General features: G+C 62.9%; 15 protein-coding genes. 7 read left to right on the top strand and 8 right to left on the bottom strand.

The genetic code is table 11. The features are described from left to right. Nucleotides 1-87: 87 nt before the first annotated feature. Entirely contained in the window at nucleotides 88-1290 is a 1203-nt protein-coding gene (locus OPU71_RS11025; protein ID WP_267728024.1) for an outer membrane beta-barrel protein, read from the bottom strand. 128 nt (nucleotides 1291-1418) lie between these two features. On the opposite strand from OPU71_RS11025, the gene OPU71_RS11020 reads away from it, so the two are divergent. Further along, entirely contained in the window at nucleotides 1419-2813 is a 1395-nt protein-coding gene (locus OPU71_RS11020) for an undecaprenyl-phosphate glucose phosphotransferase (protein WP_267728023.1), read from the top strand. 69 nt (nucleotides 2814-2882) lie between these two features. Here OPU71_RS11020 and OPU71_RS11015 read toward each other — a convergent pair whose 3' ends face one another. Continuing rightward, nucleotides 2883-3818 carry a LysR family transcriptional regulator gene (locus tag OPU71_RS11015; protein ID WP_267728022.1) on the bottom strand — a complete coding sequence of 312 codons (936 nt, stop codon included), beginning with the start codon at nucleotides 3816-3818 and terminating at the stop codon, nucleotides 2883-2885. Nucleotides 3819-3930: 112 nt separating this feature from the next. Here OPU71_RS11015 and OPU71_RS11010 point away from each other — a divergent pair, with 112 nt between their 5' ends. The 6 genes from OPU71_RS11010 to OPU71_RS10985 all read left to right on the top strand — a co-directional run bounded on the left by OPU71_RS11010 (nucleotide 3931) and on the right by OPU71_RS10985 (nucleotide 11467). Then, nucleotides 3931-5268: an aspartate aminotransferase family protein gene (locus tag OPU71_RS11010; RefSeq protein ID WP_267728021.1), complete on the top strand. Its 1338-nt coding sequence runs from the start codon at nucleotides 3931-3933 to the stop codon at nucleotides 5266-5268. 27 nt (nucleotides 5269-5295) lie between these two features. Beyond that, complete coding sequence (locus OPU71_RS11005; protein ID WP_267728020.1) at nucleotides 5296-6792, top strand: CoA-acylating methylmalonate-semialdehyde dehydrogenase; 1497 nt, start codon at nucleotides 5296-5298, stop codon at nucleotides 6790-6792. A gap of 148 nt (nucleotides 6793-6940) precedes the next feature. Next, entirely contained in the window at nucleotides 6941-7525 is a 585-nt protein-coding gene (locus tag OPU71_RS11000; protein WP_267728019.1) for a 2-oxoacid:acceptor oxidoreductase family protein, read from the top strand. Nucleotides 7526-7563: 38 nt separating this feature from the next. Beyond that, entirely contained in the window at nucleotides 7564-8817 is a 1254-nt protein-coding gene (locus OPU71_RS10995) for a transketolase C-terminal domain-containing protein (protein ID WP_267728018.1), read from the top strand. Nucleotides 8818-8826: 9 nt separating this feature from the next. Then, nucleotides 8827-9816 (top strand): thiamine pyrophosphate-dependent enzyme, encoded by a 990-nt coding sequence (locus OPU71_RS10990; RefSeq protein ID WP_267728017.1) that lies wholly within the window; start codon nucleotides 8827-8829, stop codon nucleotides 9814-9816. A 13-nt stretch (nucleotides 9817-9829) separates the two neighbouring features. Then, the gene (locus tag OPU71_RS10985) at nucleotides 9830-11467 is read left to right on the top strand and encodes an NAD(P)-binding protein (protein ID WP_267728016.1); all 1638 of its coding nucleotides are present in this window, start codon (nucleotides 9830-9832) and stop codon (nucleotides 11465-11467) included. Nucleotides 11468-11534: 67 nt separating this feature from the next. Here the strand turns inward: OPU71_RS10985 and OPU71_RS10980 are convergent, their stop codons facing one another. The 6 genes from OPU71_RS10980 to OPU71_RS10955 all read right to left on the bottom strand — a co-directional run bounded on the left by OPU71_RS10980 (nucleotide 11535) and on the right by OPU71_RS10955 (nucleotide 16522). Next, on the bottom strand, nucleotides 11535-12575 hold the full coding sequence (locus OPU71_RS10980) for a GMP reductase (RefSeq protein ID WP_267728015.1): 1041 nt from the start codon (nucleotides 12573-12575) through the stop codon (nucleotides 11535-11537). A 147-nt stretch (nucleotides 12576-12722) separates the two neighbouring features. Next, a complete protein-coding gene (hypB, locus tag OPU71_RS10975; protein WP_267728014.1) occupies nucleotides 12723-13559 on the bottom strand; it encodes a hydrogenase nickel incorporation protein HypB in 837 nt (278 codons plus the stop codon). A 9-nt stretch (nucleotides 13560-13568) separates the two neighbouring features. After that, on the bottom strand, nucleotides 13569-13934 hold the full coding sequence (locus OPU71_RS10970; protein WP_267728013.1) for a hydrogenase maturation nickel metallochaperone HypA: 366 nt from the start codon (nucleotides 13932-13934) through the stop codon (nucleotides 13569-13571). Further along, a complete protein-coding gene (locus OPU71_RS10965) occupies nucleotides 13927-14412 on the bottom strand; it encodes a hydrogenase maturation protease (protein WP_267728012.1) in 486 nt (161 codons plus the stop codon). The genes OPU71_RS10970 and OPU71_RS10965 overlap by 8 nt, the downstream gene beginning before the upstream one ends. After that, nucleotides 14409-15908 carry a Ni/Fe hydrogenase subunit alpha gene (locus tag OPU71_RS10960; protein WP_267728011.1) on the bottom strand — a complete coding sequence of 500 codons (1500 nt, stop codon included), beginning with the start codon at nucleotides 15906-15908 and terminating at the stop codon, nucleotides 14409-14411. Before OPU71_RS10960 ends, OPU71_RS10965 begins: the two co-directional genes overlap by 4 nt. Nucleotides 15909-15961: 53 nt before the next feature. Then, nucleotides 15962-16522 (bottom strand): NADP oxidoreductase, encoded by a 561-nt coding sequence (locus tag OPU71_RS10955; protein ID WP_267728010.1) that lies wholly within the window; start codon nucleotides 16520-16522, stop codon nucleotides 15962-15964. Nucleotide 16523: the final 1 nt, after the last annotated feature.

Below are 16523 nucleotides of genomic sequence, written 5' to 3'. Positions count from 1 at the left end.
TGGAGCGATAAGTGGTCGTTGAATGCGTCCACTCCGGGCGCCAACACCCCATCCGATGCCGCCAAGTCTCAGGCGCAAATCACGCCGCTAGAACCCCACCTGCACCGTTGCGATGCCCGTATGGTTGATGTAGTCGAGCCACATGCGGTTGGAATCGCGTGACTGGCCGCGGTAGCTTAGATCAAGCATCAGCCAGCGGAATGGGCTGTAGCTGGCGCCAAGACTCCAGGAACCGAAGTCGTCCACTCTGTCCTCGACAGACGCGTTAGCGGCACCGAGGTAGTCCCGACTTCCGGCCTCGACATAGGCTTTAAGGGTGATCTTCCCAGTTGCGCGCCAAACTGGTGCAAACCGCAGTGCAGTGGTTGTTGCAGTCAGGAACTCGTTATCCCCTGCGGCACCGGTCGTGCGGTAAACGCTCAGCTTGAAGGCGAGGCTGCTGCCCGGATCCCAGTCCCATGCGGCGCGAAAATTGGGCGCAGAGAAGTCGTTGCGTTCGAAATTCTCGTTCGTACGATCGATGTACCCAACATAGCCTTCCAGCCGGCTGGTGCCGGACACCGCCCACTGCAGGCGAAGCGAGTAAAGACGTTCGTCGTAACCCGAGATAAGCCACGGACGCGCGCTCCGCTCCGTGTAATCGGTAGATGTGTTCTGGGCGACGAGATCGATGCGATTGCCATAGTTGGTTACATAACGGACGCCTGCTTCGTAGCTGCGTCCGTCCAGATCGTTCACCTGATCTTCCTGATCGCTGTTGCGCGATTGATTTGCACCAAGTCCGCCGATCAAGTGCCAGTTCGCCACAACCGGCACGTCAAGGTCAAAGCGAAGCACATCGCGGGTAATCACGTTCCGCCGCACCACGAGGAAGTCGGCAAAGTTCGCGAGCTGCGCGCTGCGAGTCCAACTCAAAACAGTGCGGATCTCGTGTGGAAAATTACCTTCCCAGCCGACATTAATATCCTGTTTGTCATAGTCGAACTCAGAGAATCGGTTAAACTTCGCCGCCCCGACATTGAAGTTTCCATATAGCCGCTGCCGACTCAATGTGGTATCGAATCCGAGATACGCATAGCCGGTGGTGATGTTGTCGGACTGCACGCCGCCCGGCGAATCCTCGTCTCGCAAGAACAGGTTGGTATCCCGCTCAAAAGTTACGCCTGCACCGTATCGCAGCGGCGTGGCCTCTTCCGCACGGATGGGCGAGCTCAGCATTGCAACTGCCGCTGCGACCGTGAAGATTCGAGTTAGGGGCATTCCGGCCGAGTTCTTGCTTGAGGAGTTCATGAGACCTGTGGATCGATGTGGTTGATGTGAATCTTCGCGAGTGCGTGTCGCTCGAAAAAACGCAACACGGGTGCAGATAGTATGCCGCCCGGCTTTCAAATTTTGTGCCAACGGATTCTCGCTTCACGATGCTTGCCCGACTAGAAGCCCAACGTACCCCCCTGAAGAACAACGCGACGCTGTCCGGCATGGTCGAGACTTTTCTCGATCCGGTGATGGTGATCGTTACCCTGCTGGGACTGGCGATCGCGTTCGATGAAAAGATCGACGGCGACTACGTCATCCTCGCCCTGATCGCGTTCTCCTTGAGTTTTCCCGGCAATTCACTGTTGAGTGACCCGATGCGCTTTGTCGCCAGGGAGTCCTTCCTCAACACGATGATTCTGGCGGGGATTCTCTTGCTGCTTGGCTATGCGACCGGGTATTCCGCTTACTTTCCGACCGAGTTGCTGTTTACATGGTTTGCGTCGCTGCCCTTCGTGCTTTTCGCCTCGCACGCTGCGGCGCGCTTCACGATTCCGCGCGTTATCTCGATGTCCGATGCGGAAGTTTCGGCCGTGGTGTGCGGTTTCAACGACATAGGTGCGCAGCTTTCAAGTCACTTCTCGAACAACAAGTTTCTCGGCGTGAAGTTCCTGGGGTTTTTCGATGATCGCAGTCGCGAGCGGCTCGCTGCATCGGAAGACGCCCCCTTGCTCGGCGCCCTGAACCAGTTGGCCCAGTATGTGAAGACTCACCATGTCGACCGGATCTACCTTGCCCTGCCGATGGCAACGCAGCCGCGCATCCTTGCGCTGCTCGACGAGCTGAAGGACACCACCGCGTCGATCTACTTCGTGCCGGATATCTTCGTCACCGATCTGATTCAGGGCAGGACCGAATCAGTCGGCGGCATGCCTGTGGTGGCGGTGTGTGATACCCCGTTCTCGGGTTTCAACGGCATCGTCAAGCGCATGGAAGACATCGTGCTGTCGATCCTGATCCTGATGCTGATTTCACCAATCCTGCTTGTAGTGGCGATTGGCGTGTGGCGAAGTTCCCCCGGCCCGATCGTTTTCAAGCAGCGGCGCTACGGCCTTGATGGCAAGGAAATCACCGTCTACAAGTTCCGCTCCATGACCACGACCGACAACGGCGCAGTGGTCAAGCAGGCCACGCGCAACGACCAGCGGATCACCCCGTTCGGCGCCTACATCCGCAAGACGTCGCTCGACGAGTTGCCGCAGTTCATCAACGTACTGCAGGGGCGCATGAGCATTGTTGGCCCACGCCCGCACGCGGTGGCGCACAACGAGCAGTACCGCAAGCTGATCAAGGGCTACATGGTTCGCCACAAGGTCAAGCCGGGGATCACCGGCTGGGCGCAGGTCAACGGCTACCGCGGCGAGACCGAAACGGTGGACAAGATGCAGAAGCGCATCGAGTACGACCTTGAGTACCTGCGCAACTGGTCGCCGGGGCTGGATCTCTGGATCATCATCAAGACCGCCTTGCTGGTGGCGAAAGACGACACCGCATTCTGAGATTCGACCAGCACCTGACACGGGCACCCCGGACGACATCCGCGGTGCCCGTTTTCTTTGGCCGCTTGGCTACGATGCCTTGGCGACGTCGGTGTGCGCCTCGGTTAGACAATCAAGGAAGGTCTGCGTCACCCGGGAAGGGCGTGGTGCATGGCGCACCAGCGCGGCGAAGTTAACGTCGTAGGTGAGCAAGGCGGGCCGCAGTCGCCGCATCTGGCCGGCGCGCTCAAACGATTCGGCATAGTGATCGGGCAAGAAGCCGATGTAGCGGCCGGATTGAACCAGCATCGCCACCGCCTCCTGGTCGTACGCAGACGCAGCGCGCTTGAGCTTGGCCTCGTGGCTCATTTCCATGTTCGGCGAGTGGTAGCCAAGCCCGGCGTAGCGCTGCTGCCGCACGCAGGGCCAGTCCAAGGACTCGTCGCTGGCGTGGAACAGATCGTGCCCGCGCCCGCAGTAGAGGTACATGCGCTCCGGAAACAACTCCAGATAATCTAGGCTTGCCGACTGGCGATGCATCGGCGCAATCCCGACCTGGAACTGGCCATCCATCACGCCGCGCTCGATTGCGTTGAGGGGGGCCACATGCAGCTCGATGGCGACATCCGGTGCGCGCTCGGCGAATGCCCCCAGCGCCTCGCTGACATGCGCCGCCGGGTTCGTGGCGATCTTGTCGAACAATGCGATGGCGATCGAGCCGGTCATTCGTTGATGGATTTCCTCTACGCCCGAGCGGAAGGCATCGAGCGCAGCGAGCAGCCGCAGCGCATCGTCATAGACCTGCTGCCCCTCTGCGGTCAGTGCAAAGCCACCTCGGCCCCGGTGGCAAAGGATCAAGCCAAGGCGCTCTTCCAGATCCTTGATGTGACGGCTGACAGTCGACACGCCGATGTTCAGCTCCAGTTCGGCCGCCGCGAGTCCGCCGCATTCCGCAACCGTCTTGAAGACCCGCAACAAACGGATCTCCAGGTCGCTGATCTGCCCCAGCGCCATCTTTTTGCTCATCGAATAACTTTCACAGTTCAGCAAGTAAACATCGCCATATTGCAATTTATCGCAAGCATCGTTTTGCGGGAAGATCAGGGCATCCAAACATGTCAGCCTGCGTGGAGTAACGATGAAGATGGAAAGCCTCAATTGCGGCCTGAGCGCCGCGCAGCTTGAAGCCCACTGGATGCCCTTCACCGGGAATCGCGACTTCAAAAAGAACCCACGCCTGATCACTCGGGCAGAAGGCGCCTATCTGTATGACGCCGCTGGGCGACGCATCTTCGATGGGCTTTCCGGCCTTTGGTGCACCGGCCTGGGGCATTGCCGCCCCGAGATTACCGAGGCGATCCGTCGCCAGGCGGCGACACTCGATTACTCGCCGGCCTTCCAGTTCGGCCACCCCGCCTCGTTTGAACTCGCCCACCGCATCAAGGAGATGACGCCGGCCGGGCTGGACTATGTGTTCTTCACCGGCTCGGGGTCGGAATCGGCCGATACCGCGCTCAAGATGGCACGCGCCTACTGGCGGCAAAAGGGCAAGGCGAGCAAGACCCGCCTGATCGGGCGCGAGAAGGGTTACCACGGTGTGAACTTCGGCGGGATCAGCGTCGGCGGGATCGTCGGCAACCGCAAGCTGTTCGGCCAGGGCATCGAGGCCGATCACCTGCCGCATACGCAGCTCAAGCAGAACGCCTTCTCGCGCGGCATGCCGGAATACGGTGCGCATCTGGCCGACGAGCTACTTAATCTGATCACCCTGCACGACGCGTCGAACATTGCCGCGGTGATCGTCGAGCCCTTCTCGGGTTCCTCGGGGGTGGTGATTCCGCCCGTCGGCTACCTCAAGCGCCTGCGCGAGATCTGCACCCAGCACGACATCCTCTTGATTTTCGACGAGGTGATCACGGGATTCGGCCGTTCTGGCTCACTCTTCGGTACAACCGCCTTCGATGTGGTACCGGACATCCTCAACATCGCCAAGCAGATCACCAATGGCGCGATGCCGATGGGCGCAGTGATTGCGAAGGAGGAGATCTACCGCACCTTCATCGAGACCGGCGGGCCGGAGTACATGCTCGAGTTCCCGCATGGCTACACGTACTCGGCCCACCCGATCGCCTGCGCCGCGGCGATGGCAGCTCTGGATGTACTCGAGAAGGAGCAACTGGTTGCCCGCGTGGCCGAACTGGCTCCCTACTTCGAGAATGCGGTGCATAGCCTTAAAGGCAGCAAGTACATCACCGACATCCGCAACTACGGCCTTGCCGCCGGCTTCACTTTCGAAGCCTATCCGGGCGAGCCAGCGCGGCGGCCCTACGAGATCGCGATGAAGTGCTGGGAAAAAGGCTTCTACGTGCGCTACGGCGGCGACACGATCCAGATCGCCCCGCCCTTCATCGTCGAGCGCGAAGAGATTGACCGCCTGATCAACGCGCTGGGCGACGTGATCCAGTCGCTCGCCTGACCCTCTTTCAGAATCCGCAGACCCACCATGAATACCATCGCTCACCTCATCAACGGCGTGCTGGTCGCCGACAGCGCCCGCGTCCAGAACGTCTACAACCCTGCAACTGGCGAGGCGACGCGGCAGGTTGCACTCGCTTCAACTGAAACCGTGCAAGCGGCGGTGGCGGCGGCTCAAGCGGCCTTCCCAGCCTGGCGCGACACGCCACCGATCAAGCGCGCTCGGGTGATGTTCCGCTTCAAGCAACTGCTTGAGGAGAACGCCGACAAAATCTGCGCGCTGATCACCGATGAACACGGCAAGGTGCTCAACGATGCAATGGGCGAGTTGCAGCGCGGCATCGAGAATGTGGAATACGCCTGCTGCGCGCCCGAGTTGCTCAAGGGCGAGCACAGCAAGAACGTTGGCCCGGCGATTGATTCGTGGAGCGAGTTCCAGCCGCTGGGCGTTGCGGCGGGCATCACGCCCTTCAACTTCCCCTGCATGGTGCCGCTGTGGATGTGGCCGATGGCGGTGGTCTGCGGCAACACCTTCGTGCTTAAGCCCTCCGAGCGCGATCCGTCATCCACCTTGTTCATTGCCGAGTTGGCACAGCAAGCCGGCCTGCCACCGGGCGTGCTGAACGTGGTCAACGGCGACAAGGTGGCGGTCGACGCGCTGCTCACCGACCCGCGGGTGCAGGCGATCAGCTTCGTCGGCTCTACGCCGATCGCCGAGTACATCTACGCCACCGGCTGCGCCAACGGCAAGCGGGTGCAGGCCTTGGGCGGCGCGAAGAACCACGCGATCGTGATGCCCGATGCCGATCTCGATAACGCGGTCAGTGCCTTGATGGGCGCAGCCTACGGCTCGTGCGGCGAGCGCTGCATGGCAATTCCGGTCGTCGTGGCCGTGGGCGATGAAATCGGCGACGCGGTGGTCGCGCGCCTGAGCGCAGAACTGGCGAAGATGAAGGTCGGCCCAGGCACCGACAACCGCAATGACATGGGCCCCTTGGTGACCCACGAGCACTTCAACAAAGTGAAGGGCTACGTGGATCTGGGCGTTGAAGAAGGCGCCTCGCTGGTGGTCGATGGCCGCAGCCTCAAGGTGCCCGGCCATGAGACCGGCTACTTCCTTGGCGGCTGCCTGTTCGATCACGTTAGCCCGCAAATGAAGATCTACCGCGACGAGATCTTCGGCCCGGTGCTCTCGGTGGTGCGGGTGGCCAGTCTGCAAGCGGCGATGGATCTGATCGATGCTCACGAGTACGGCAACGGCACCTGCATCTTCACCCGAGATGGCGAGGCCGCTCGCTACTTCACCGACAACATCAAGGTCGGCATGGTCGGGGTGAACGTGCCGCTGCCGGTGCCTGTGGCGTACCACAGCTTCGGAGGCTGGAAGCGCTCGCTGTTTGGCGACCTCTCTGCCTACGGGCCGGATGCGGTGCGCTTCTACACGCGGCGCAAAACCATCACCCAACGCTGGCCGTCTGCCGGGCTGCGCGAAGGCGCGGTATTCAGCTTCCCGAGCAATCGCTGACGCGGCGGCCCGTGCAAGGCGGGCCGCAGTGTTCTTGCCAAAGGTCAAAGACTCCCTGACCCCGGCGCCCACAATTTGCCACGTCACTGCAGCCCAAACCGCTGCAGGGCATCCAGCAAGCGGACTACATCGACTCGGGGGAGACGCGATGTTCCAGGTACGCATTCATGGGCGCGGTGGTCAGGGGGTTGTATCGGCTGCCGAGATGCTTTCAATCGCAGCATTTCTCGATGGTGAATGGGCGCAGGCCTTTCCGAGCTTCGGCTCGGAGCGCACCGGCGCACCAGTCGTGGCCTTCTGCCGTATTGCACAGAAGGAAATCCGCTCACGCGAACCGGTGATGAAACCGGACGCCGTGATCGTGCAAGACCCGACCCTGCTCCATCAGGTGGATCTGTTCGCCGGGCTCAGCGACAACGGCTACATCCTGATCAATTCCAGCAAGGGCTTTGATGCGCTTGGGCTCGGCACGCTCGCCAGCCGCTTCCCAGCAGCACATCTGTGCTGCCTGCCCGCCACCGAGATCGCGATGCGTCATGTTGGCCGCGCGGTGCCGAACGTGCCGCTGCTCGCCGGTTTTGCGGCCATCACCGGGCTGGTGCGGCTCGAATCGATCCATGCCGCGATCAACGAGAAGTTCAAGGGCCGCACCGCCGAAACCAACATCGCCGCCGCCACCGACGCCTACGCGACGGCGCGCCAGCTCAAAACGCTGCCAGCCGCGGCAATCTGAACTGCCAGTCGCCCTACCGGGCTGCAAGGGAGTCACAAGTGCTCAAACAGATTGAAGGTTCTCGCGCCGTCGCGGAGGCGATCGCGCTATGCCGGCCCGAAGTGATCTGCGCCTACCCGATTTCGCCGCAGACCCATATCGTCGAAGCGCTCTCCGAGATGGTTCGTACCGGCGATATCACCCCCTGCGAGTACATCAACGTCGAGTCGGAATTCGCCGCGCTCTCGGTGGCGATCGGCGCATCAGCCGCCGGTGCGCGTGCCTACACCGCGACCGCATCGCAAGGCCTGCTGTTCATGGCCGAAGCGGTATTCAACGCGTCCGGGCTTGGCTTGCCGATCGTGATGACGATCGCCAACCGTGCGATCGGCGCGCCGATCAACATCTGGAACGACCATTCCGATTCGATGGCGCTGCGCGACAGCGGCTGGCTGCAACTCTTCGCCGAGAACAACCAGGAAGCGCTTGATCTGCACATCCAGGCCTTCAAACTCGCCGAGGCGCTTTCGCTGCCGGTGATGGTCTGCATGGATGGCTTCATCCTTACCCACGCCTACGAGCGGGTGGACATGCCCAGTCAAGCGCTGGTCGATAGCTTCCTGCCGCCTTACGAGCCGCGCCAGGTTCTCGACCCGGACGAGCCGGTTTCGATCGGCGCGATGGTCGGCCCTGAGGCCTTCACCGAGGTGCGCTACCTCGCCCATGCGCGGCAGTTGCAAGCACTCGAGTTGATCCCCGAGCTGTCGCTGGAGTTCAGCCAGTGCTTCGGCCGCGAAGCGGGCGGCTTGATATCCGAATACCACTGCGAAGGCACTGACACGGTGGTCGTTGCGCTCGGCTCGGTGCTCGGCACGATCAAGGATGTGGTCGATGAGATGCGCGCCAGCGGCGACTCGATCGGCGTGCTCGCCATAAAGACCTTCCGCCCCTTCCCGCTCGATGCGGTGCGTGAGGCGCTGGGCAAAGCCAAGCGCGTGGTGGTGATCGAACGCAGTTTCGCCATCGGCCAGGGCGGCATCGTGGCCGATTCGCTGCGCAAGGCGCTTGCGGGCCTGCACATCCCGACGCACACGGTTGTAGCTGGGCTCGGTGGCAGGCCGATCACCACGGTATCGCTCGAACGTCTGTTCCGGCGCGCACTCGCGGGCGAACTTGAGAACCTGAGCTTCCTCGATCTGGATCACGCCGCGGTGGACCGCGTGCTGGCCCATGAACGTGAAGTCCGCCGCAGCGGGCCGCTGGCCAACCGGCTGGTGCAGGAAGTCGCCCGCTCCAGCATCCGGATCGAGTAGGAGAAGACCATGAGCTTCCAACCCATCCGCTTCTACCAGACCGGCACCTTCACCGTTGGCAACCGACTGCTCGACGAGGCCCAGCGCACCGTGCAGGCCACAGTCGCCCGCGCGAACTCGCTGACATCCGGCCACCGCGCCTGCCAGGGCTGCGGAGAGGCCCTAGGTGCCCGCTACGCGATGGACGCTGCGATGCATGCAACCGAAGGCCAGATGGTGGTGGTCAACGCCACCGGATGCCTCGAGGTGTTCTCCACGCCCTACCCCGAAACTTCGTGGCAGGTGCCATGGATGCACTCGCTGTTCGGCAACGCGCCCTCGGTCGCCACCGGCGTTGCCGCTGCGCTGCGGGTGAAGGGTCGGCGCAAGGTCCGCGTGGTCGCCCAAGGCGGCGACGGCGGCACGACCGACATAGGCTTCGGCTGCCTTTCCGGCATGTTCGAACGTAACGACGACGTACTCTACATCTGCTACGACAACGAGGCCTACATGAACACCGGCGTGCAGCGCTCATCCGCCACGCCAGCCGCCGCGCGCACCGCCACCACGCCGGCCATGGGCAATGCGCCGGGCAACGAATTCGGCCAGGGCAAGTTCCTGCCCGAAATCGCGATGGCGCACCACATCCCCTACGTCGCCACGGCCTCGGTGGCCGATCTGCGCGATCTTGAAGCGAAGGTGGAGGAAGCCATCCACCTGCGCGGCGCGCGCTACATTCATGTGCTGGTGCCCTGCCCGCTTGGCTGGGGCTCGGCTTCGAACGACACGATCCGCCTTGCGCGGCTCGCCACCGAATCCGGCTTGTTCCCGATCTTCGAGGCCCGCTACGGCGAGCTGACCGCCTCCAAGCCGATCCGCCGCAAGGTTCAGGTGGATGAGTTCCTGCGCGCGCAGAAACGCTTTGCGCATCTGTTCGATCCGCAGCCGGATAGCGCACGCATCGCGCTGATCCAGGCACATGCGGACCGCAACATCCAGCGCTTTACCAAGCTCAGCTGAGCGGAGTGCGATCATGGACAAACCCTTTGCCATCACTCTCGACCCCGGCTCATCGCTCGCCAACCGCACCGGCTCCTGGCGCACGCTGCGCCCGGTTTACGTCGATCGCCTGCCGCCCTGCAACCAGGGCTGCCCGACCGGCGAGAACATCCAGGCCTGGCTCTACCACGCCGAGAGCGGTAGCTACGAGGCGGCCTGGCGCACGCTGGTGCAGGACAACCCGATGCCAGCCGTCACCGGCCGCGTCTGCTACCACCCTTGTGAGAGCGCCTGCAACCGCGGCCAGCTGGATGCGGCAGTCAGCATCCACGCGGTGGAGCGATTCCTCGGCGACGAAGCCATCGCGAAAGGCTGGCGGTTCGAGCGGGCGGCAGCGGCGAGCGGCAAGCGTGTGCTGGTGGTCGGCGCCGGCCCCTCCGGGCTCGCCGCCGCGTACCACCTCGCCCGGCTCGGCCACCAAGTCGAGATCCGTGAAGCCGGCCCGATGGCGGGCGGCATGATGCGCTTCGGCATCCCCAAGTACCGCCTGCCGCGTGAGGTGCTCGACGCCGAGGTGCGTCGCATCGAACAACTGGGCGTGACACTCAAACTCGGTTGCAAGGTCGAACACCTGCAACGCGCGCGGGACGAAGGCGGATTCGACGCGGCCTTCGTCGCCGTCGGCGCGCATCTTTCAAAGCGCGCCTGGGTGCCCGCCGGTGAAGCGGCGCGGATCATGGATGCGCTGAGCGTACTGCGCGATGTCGAGATGGGCGAGAAGCCCCTGCTAGGCCGCCGCGTGCTGGTCTACGGCGGCGGCAACACCGCGATCGACGTCGCACGCACCGCACGCCGCCTCGGTGCCGAAGAGGCGGTGATCATCTATCGCCGCACCCGCGACCGCATGCCGGCGCACGACTCGGAAGTGCAGGAAGCGATCGACGAAGGCGTGATGTTCCGCTGGCTTTCCACCATCAAGATGGCCCTGGACAGCCCTGCCGGCGAAACCTTCACAATCGAAAAAATGGCGCTCGACGAAAGCGGCTTCCCGCAAGCCACCGGCGAGTTCGAAACCATCGAAGCCGATTCGCTGCTGCTCGCACTCGGTCAGGAGGTTGACCTCTCGTTGCTCGACGACGTGAGCGGGCTGGTGCTCGACAATGGTGTCGTGAGGGTCGATGCCAACATGATGACTGACTGCCCCGGCATATTCGCCGGCGGCGACATGGTGCCCTCTGAACGCACCGTCACGGTTGCGCTGGGACACGGGAAAAAAGCCGCGCGCCACATCGATGCCTGGCTGCGAGGTCAAACGCTGGCACCGCAAGCCAAACACGCGCCGGCCAGCTTCGATCGACTCAATACCTGGTACTACACCGATGCGCCACGTGCGGTGCAGGCCGAGCTTGAGCGGGTACGGCGCGAATCGAGCTTTGATGAAGTGGTGAGCGGCCTGAACGCGGATACCGCCTTGTTCGAGGCGCGGCGCTGCCTTTCATGCGGCAACTGCTTCGAGTGCGATAACTGCTACGGCGTATGCCCGGACAACGCCGTCATCAAACTTGGCCCCGGCAAGCGCTTTGCAATCAACCTCGATTACTGCAAGGGTTGCGGGCTATGCGAGGCGGAATGCCCCTGCGGCGCAATCGAGATGGTGCCCGAACAGATCTGAGCGACTGCTGTTTCAGCCAAACACTCGCCGCGCGGCCGGAATGCGCGGCGAGTTGCGTTTCAAGCGCTCAGGATTTTCCGAACACTTCGTTGAGCTGCTGACTGACTCGGATGAAGGTGGTGCGCTTGGAAAGCTCCTTGAGCTTGCGCGCGCCCACATAGGTGCAGGCCGAACGCACCCCGCCGAGCAGATCCTGCAATGTGCCTTCGATTGGCCCCCGGTAATCGATCAGCACTTCCTTGCCTTCCGATGCGCGGTACTCGGCCACGCCGCCGGCGTACTTCTGCATCGCGACGCGCGAGCTCATGCCGTAGAAGCGCATCTTGCGCACCCCGTTGATCTCGACCACTTCGCCCGAACACTCGTCGTGGCCGGCCAGCATGCCGCCTAACATCACGAAATCGGCGCCGCCGCCGAAGGCCTTGGCGACATCACCCGGCGTAGTGCATCCGCCATCCGCGCAGATCAGGCCGCCCAAGCCGTGCGCTGCGTCGGCACATTCGATGATTGCTGACAGCTGCGGATAGCCCACGCCGGTCATCTTGCGGGTGGTGCAGACCGAACCCGGGCCGATGCCGACCTTCACCACATCTGCCCCGCCAAGGATCAGCTCTTCAGTCATTTCGCCGGTCACGACATTGCCCGCCATGATCGTCAGCGCGGGGAACTCCTCACGCAGCTTTTCGATGAAGCGCACGAACGCGTTCGTGTAACCGTTGGCCACGTCGATACACACCGCCGTGATTGCACTGCCAGCTCGCGCCATCACACGCCGGAACTTGGCCATGTCCGACGCGCCAATGCCCATCGAGTAAAACTGGGTTGCGCCCGCAGGCAGCGCTTCAAAATGCGCCACCAGCGCGTCGTCGCCATAGTGCTTATGCAGTGCCGTTGCCAGCCCCTGCGCAGAGAGCGCCCGCGCCATTTCGAAGGTGCCGGTGACATCCATGTTGGCGGCGATGATCGGCACGCCGTGGTAGCTGCGCTTGGAGTGCAGGAAAACATAGTCGCGCGAGATGTCGACCTCAGAGCGCGAAGTCAGGGTCGAGCGCTTCGGGCGAATCAGGACGTCTTTGAAGTCGAGTTTCAGGTCTTGCTCAATCCGCATGCGGGGCTCCAGAAGCGATTCAGAAAAGTGTCAATCGAGGACAAGGCGGCAGCTGGTGCCCCGCAACGCGGGCGCATCAACCCCGCTCAATATTGAGGCAAGCGTCGCGCTTGCAAGCCGCTTTGCGGCAACGGGCCAGATGGGTCGTCAAGCCGGCGTGCGCCAGGCACGGTGCTTGGCCGCTGCAGGCACCAATGGCGCGGCGCGCGGACGATGCTGCTCAATCCAGCTTAGCCAATCCGCCATGCCTTCGCCCGAAACGGACGATACGCGGATGATCTCGATCGCCGGATTCACCTGACGCGCAAACACGCAACAACGCTCAACGTCAAAACGCAGGTGCGGCAGCAGGTCGATCTTGGTAAGCAGCATCAGATCGGCCGCCGCAAACATGTCGGGGTACTTGAGTGGCTTGTCTTCGCCCTCGGTCACCGAGAGCACGACTACCTTGTGGGCTTCACCCAGATCAAAGCCTGACGGGCAGACAAGATTGCCCACGTTTTCGATGAACAGTACGCCATTGGCCGGCACGGGCAGTTTTTCGAGCGCACGTTCAATCATCGTCGCATCAAGATGACAGCCGCGCCCGGTGTTCACCTGAATGGCCGGGGCGCCGGTGGCACGAATGCGCTCGGCGTCGAAATCGGTTTGCTGGTCCCCCTCGATCACCGCCACGGGCTGGGCCCCCGCCAGCTTCGTCAGGGTTTCAACCAGCAAGGTCGTCTTGCCGGACCCGGGGCTTGAAACAAGGTTGAGCGCCAGGACGCCCGCGCCAGCAAAAGCCACACGGTTGCGCGCTGCGATCGAATCGTTGCGACCGAGAATGTCCTCCTGGATCTCGATCACCCGCGACTGTGAAAGCCCCGCGACTTCAACCCCCGCCGGGCCCATGCCAAAGTGCAATGTACCCGCCTTCGGCGCCACGGCCGGCGCAAGGCGGGCGCCCGGACGATAAGGATTTGCGCAGCCGCAGACTTCACACATGGGCGACTCTCAGTTCTGGACGACGCTCAAGGGTAGCGCAGGCGACTGCACGATGGAACGCACCCGCATCTCTGCCCCCTGGAGGATCTCAAGGCCTGCAGTGCCGCAGCACTCGCAAGGCTCGAAGCGGATTTCGATGGACTGTTCTGCGCCGCACTGCCGGCAGCGCGCACGCGCGGGCAAGGACAGGATATGCACCGTTGCACCAGCCGCACAGGTGGGTGCCAGCGCACTGCCCAGCGCGAAGTGCAGCGCTTCACATTCAACTCCCGCAAGCGCGCCGATCTCAAGCGTGATCGCCAGCACTTTCGCACCCGGCTCCGCACGCCGGACTACGATCGCCGCAATCTCTTCGGCGAGCGATGCCTCATGCACCCAGCACCTCTTCCGTCGCTCTTACCCCTTCGATCCAGCCCAGCAGACCATGCCACGCCGCATCCATCGCCCGGGCGGCGGCGGGCGTCAGCGGTGCGCCAAGCTCGAAGGATTCGCCCCGCACCGACAGGAGCTCTGCCTCGGGGGCCCTTCCACCGATCACTTTGGCGTGGACTTCAAGCAGGCCTTGCGGCGACACGGCATGCGTCGAGTAGCTTGCATCGGCACGCGCACACACGGCGTCGATGCGCGCACCGGCATCGCCCGAAGCCCTCGCGTCAACAAACAAGACCCGCCGGCGGCCGACCAGATCGAGCGCGTGCTCGATATTGAGCTGGAAATCGACGATCACTTCGACGTCTCGGGCGCCATCGGCCGCGAGCCGGGTTTCGAGTCGCTCGGCCAGCATGGGGCCCAGCGCATCGTCACCACGCCCCGGGTTGCCAAAGGCAAGCACGAGAATCGGTGCAACGCTCACGGCAATGCCTCACGGCTCAGTTCGCCGCTGCCGCTCTTGACGAGCCGGCTGACCAACTCGCCATCCGGCCCGATCGCTTCAATGCTCAAAGGCATCTTGCCAACCGCGTGGGTGGCACACGACAGGCACGGGTCGTAGGCCCGCACAGCAACTTCAATGCGGTTGAGCAAGCCTTCCGTGATCTCGCGGCCGTCGAAACATTCAGCAGCCACGGCACGCACCGACTCGTTCATGGCCGTGTTGTTGCTGGTCGTGGACACGATCAGGTTGGCCATGGTGATCAGATCGTTCGAATCGATCTTGTAATGGTGGAAGAGCGTGCCGCGCGGCGCTTCGATCACGCCGACGCCTTCACGCAGGGGCGTGCCGGAGCGCGACAGATCGGTGCCGGTGATTTCCGGATCGTCGAGCAGTTCGGCGATTGCCTCGGCACAGTGCAGCAGTTCGATCATGCGTGCCCAGTGGAAGGCGAGCGTTGCCTGTACAGGCTTGTCGCCACCATGGGCCATGAAGTCCACGCGGGCCGCTTCGGCGCGCGGCGTCGGGATATGGTCGCAGTTGTTCACCCGCGCCAGCGGCCCCACCCGGTACCAGCCCTGCTCACGCCCCAGCGCGGTCAGGTAGGGGAACTTCATGTAGCTCCAGTTCTTCACCTCTTCGTGGAGGATCGACGTGTAACCACGATAATCGTAGTGATCCAGAACGATGCCGCCGTCCGCATCCTTGACGCGAATGCCGCCGTGGTACAGCTCCAACCCACCGTCTGGCGCCACCAGCGAGAGGAAATTCGAACGCGCCGCCGCAAAACCCTGATTGGCCGCTTCCTCTGCCAGGTAGAGCTGGCGCGCGATCGACATGCCGTGCGAGGCCCAGCCCAGCACGGTGATCATGTCCTGCTTGAGGTAGTCGCGCTCTTCGTTCGACAGCGGCTTGTTGAACCCGCCCGGCACCGAACCCGTGCCGTGCACCCGCTTGCCGGTGAGCACACGGATCACTTCCTGCCCGTACTTGCGCAGCTTCACGCCGATCAGGCCGATTTCGGGATGATCCTGCAAGACGCCGACTACGTTACGGTGCGCAACGGCATCGTCGTAGCCGAACAGCAGATCCGGCGAAGCCAGATGGAAGAAATGCAGCGCATGCGACTGCAAGACCTGCCCGAAATGCAGCAAGCGCCGCAGCTTGGTTGCGGTGGGCGAGATCGGTACGTTGCCGGCAACGAAAAAGTCCGTTGCTTTGGATGCAGCCAGCAGGTGACTCACCGGGCAAATACCGCACAGGCGCTGCACCAGCGTGGGCACTTCCCAGTACGGCCGGCCCTGGATGAACTTCTCGAAGCCACGGAATTCCACCACATGCAGGCGCGCCTGCTTGACCCGACGGTTTTCGTCCAGCAAGAGCGTGACCTTGCCGTGCCCTTCCACGCGGCTGATCGGCTCGATCGCCATGCGCTCAAGGCCAATGGTTTCGCTGGCGGTTTCAAGATTCTCGTACATGCGTACTGCTCCAGTTCAGCGCTTGAACGCGCCCAGAAATTCGATCGGGTGGTTCAGTCGAAGCGGCGGTGTTCGTAGGCAAGCTCGGGCTCGCGGCCGGCAATCAGCGCCGTCAGCAGTTCCCAGAAGGCTTCGGCCGGCGGCGGGCAGCCCGGCAGCACATAGTCGACCCGCACCACCTCATGGATCGGCCGCACCTTGTTGAGCAAGAGCGGGATTTCCGGATCGCAGGGGATGTGCGGATTGTCGATGCCCGGCGCATCGATGTAGGCCTCACGCAGGCAGGATTCCAACGTGAATTTGTTGCGCACCGCCGGCACGCCGCCGGTAATCGCGCAGGACCCCACCGCAACCAGGTAGCGGCAACTGGCGCGAAACTCGCGCAGCACTTCAACATTCTCGACATTGCACAGGCCGCCTTCGATCAAGCCGACGTCAACCCGCTCGGAGCAGTGCTTCACGTCGGTCAAGGGGCTGCGGTCGAAGGTCACCAACTGCGCAAGCTCAACGATGCGTTCATCCACATCGAGAAAAGACATGTGGCAGCCAAAACAGCCGGCAAGCGAACAGGTCGCAACGGTCAGGCGGGCGGGTTGTTCCGTGGGGGCGTTCATG

This window comes from Niveibacterium sp. 24ML, from assembly GCF_026586805.1.
Taxonomy (GTDB): Bacteria; Pseudomonadota; Gammaproteobacteria; order Burkholderiales; family Rhodocyclaceae; genus Niveibacterium.
Note: the sequence above shows the minus strand (reverse complement) of the source record. Positions and strands in the feature narration are given on the sequence as shown.

What these genes read in the sequence shown, in the direction of transcription:
- OPU71_RS11025 (WP_267728024.1), bottom strand. Translation starts at nt 1,290, where the DNA reads ATGAACTCCTCAAGCAAGAACTCGGCCGGAATGCCCCTAACTCGAATC.
- OPU71_RS11020 (WP_267728023.1), top strand. Translation starts at nt 1,419, where the DNA reads ATGCTTGCCCGACTAGAAGCCCAACGTACCCCCCTGAAGAACAACGCG.
- OPU71_RS11015 (WP_267728022.1), bottom strand. Translation starts at nt 3,818, where the DNA reads ATGAGCAAAAAGATGGCGCTGGGGCAGATCAGCGACCTGGAGATCCGT.
- OPU71_RS11010 (WP_267728021.1), top strand. Translation starts at nt 3,931, where the DNA reads ATGAAGATGGAAAGCCTCAATTGCGGCCTGAGCGCCGCGCAGCTTGAA.
- OPU71_RS11005 (WP_267728020.1), top strand. Translation starts at nt 5,296, where the DNA reads ATGAATACCATCGCTCACCTCATCAACGGCGTGCTGGTCGCCGACAGC.
- OPU71_RS11000 (WP_267728019.1), top strand. Translation starts at nt 6,941, where the DNA reads ATGTTCCAGGTACGCATTCATGGGCGCGGTGGTCAGGGGGTTGTATCG.
- OPU71_RS10990 (WP_267728017.1), top strand. Translation starts at nt 8,827, where the DNA reads ATGAGCTTCCAACCCATCCGCTTCTACCAGACCGGCACCTTCACCGTT.
- OPU71_RS10985 (WP_267728016.1), top strand. Translation starts at nt 9,830, where the DNA reads ATGGACAAACCCTTTGCCATCACTCTCGACCCCGGCTCATCGCTCGCC.
- OPU71_RS10980 (WP_267728015.1), bottom strand. Translation starts at nt 12,575, where the DNA reads ATGCGGATTGAGCAAGACCTGAAACTCGACTTCAAAGACGTCCTGATT.
- hypB (WP_267728014.1), bottom strand. Translation starts at nt 13,559, where the DNA reads ATGTGTGAAGTCTGCGGCTGCGCAAATCCTTATCGTCCGGGCGCCCGC.
- OPU71_RS10960 (WP_267728011.1), bottom strand. Translation starts at nt 15,908, where the DNA reads ATGTACGAGAATCTTGAAACCGCCAGCGAAACCATTGGCCTTGAGCGC.
- OPU71_RS10955 (WP_267728010.1), bottom strand. Translation starts at nt 16,522, where the DNA reads ATGAACGCCCCCACGGAACAACCCGCCCGCCTGACCGTTGCGACCTGT.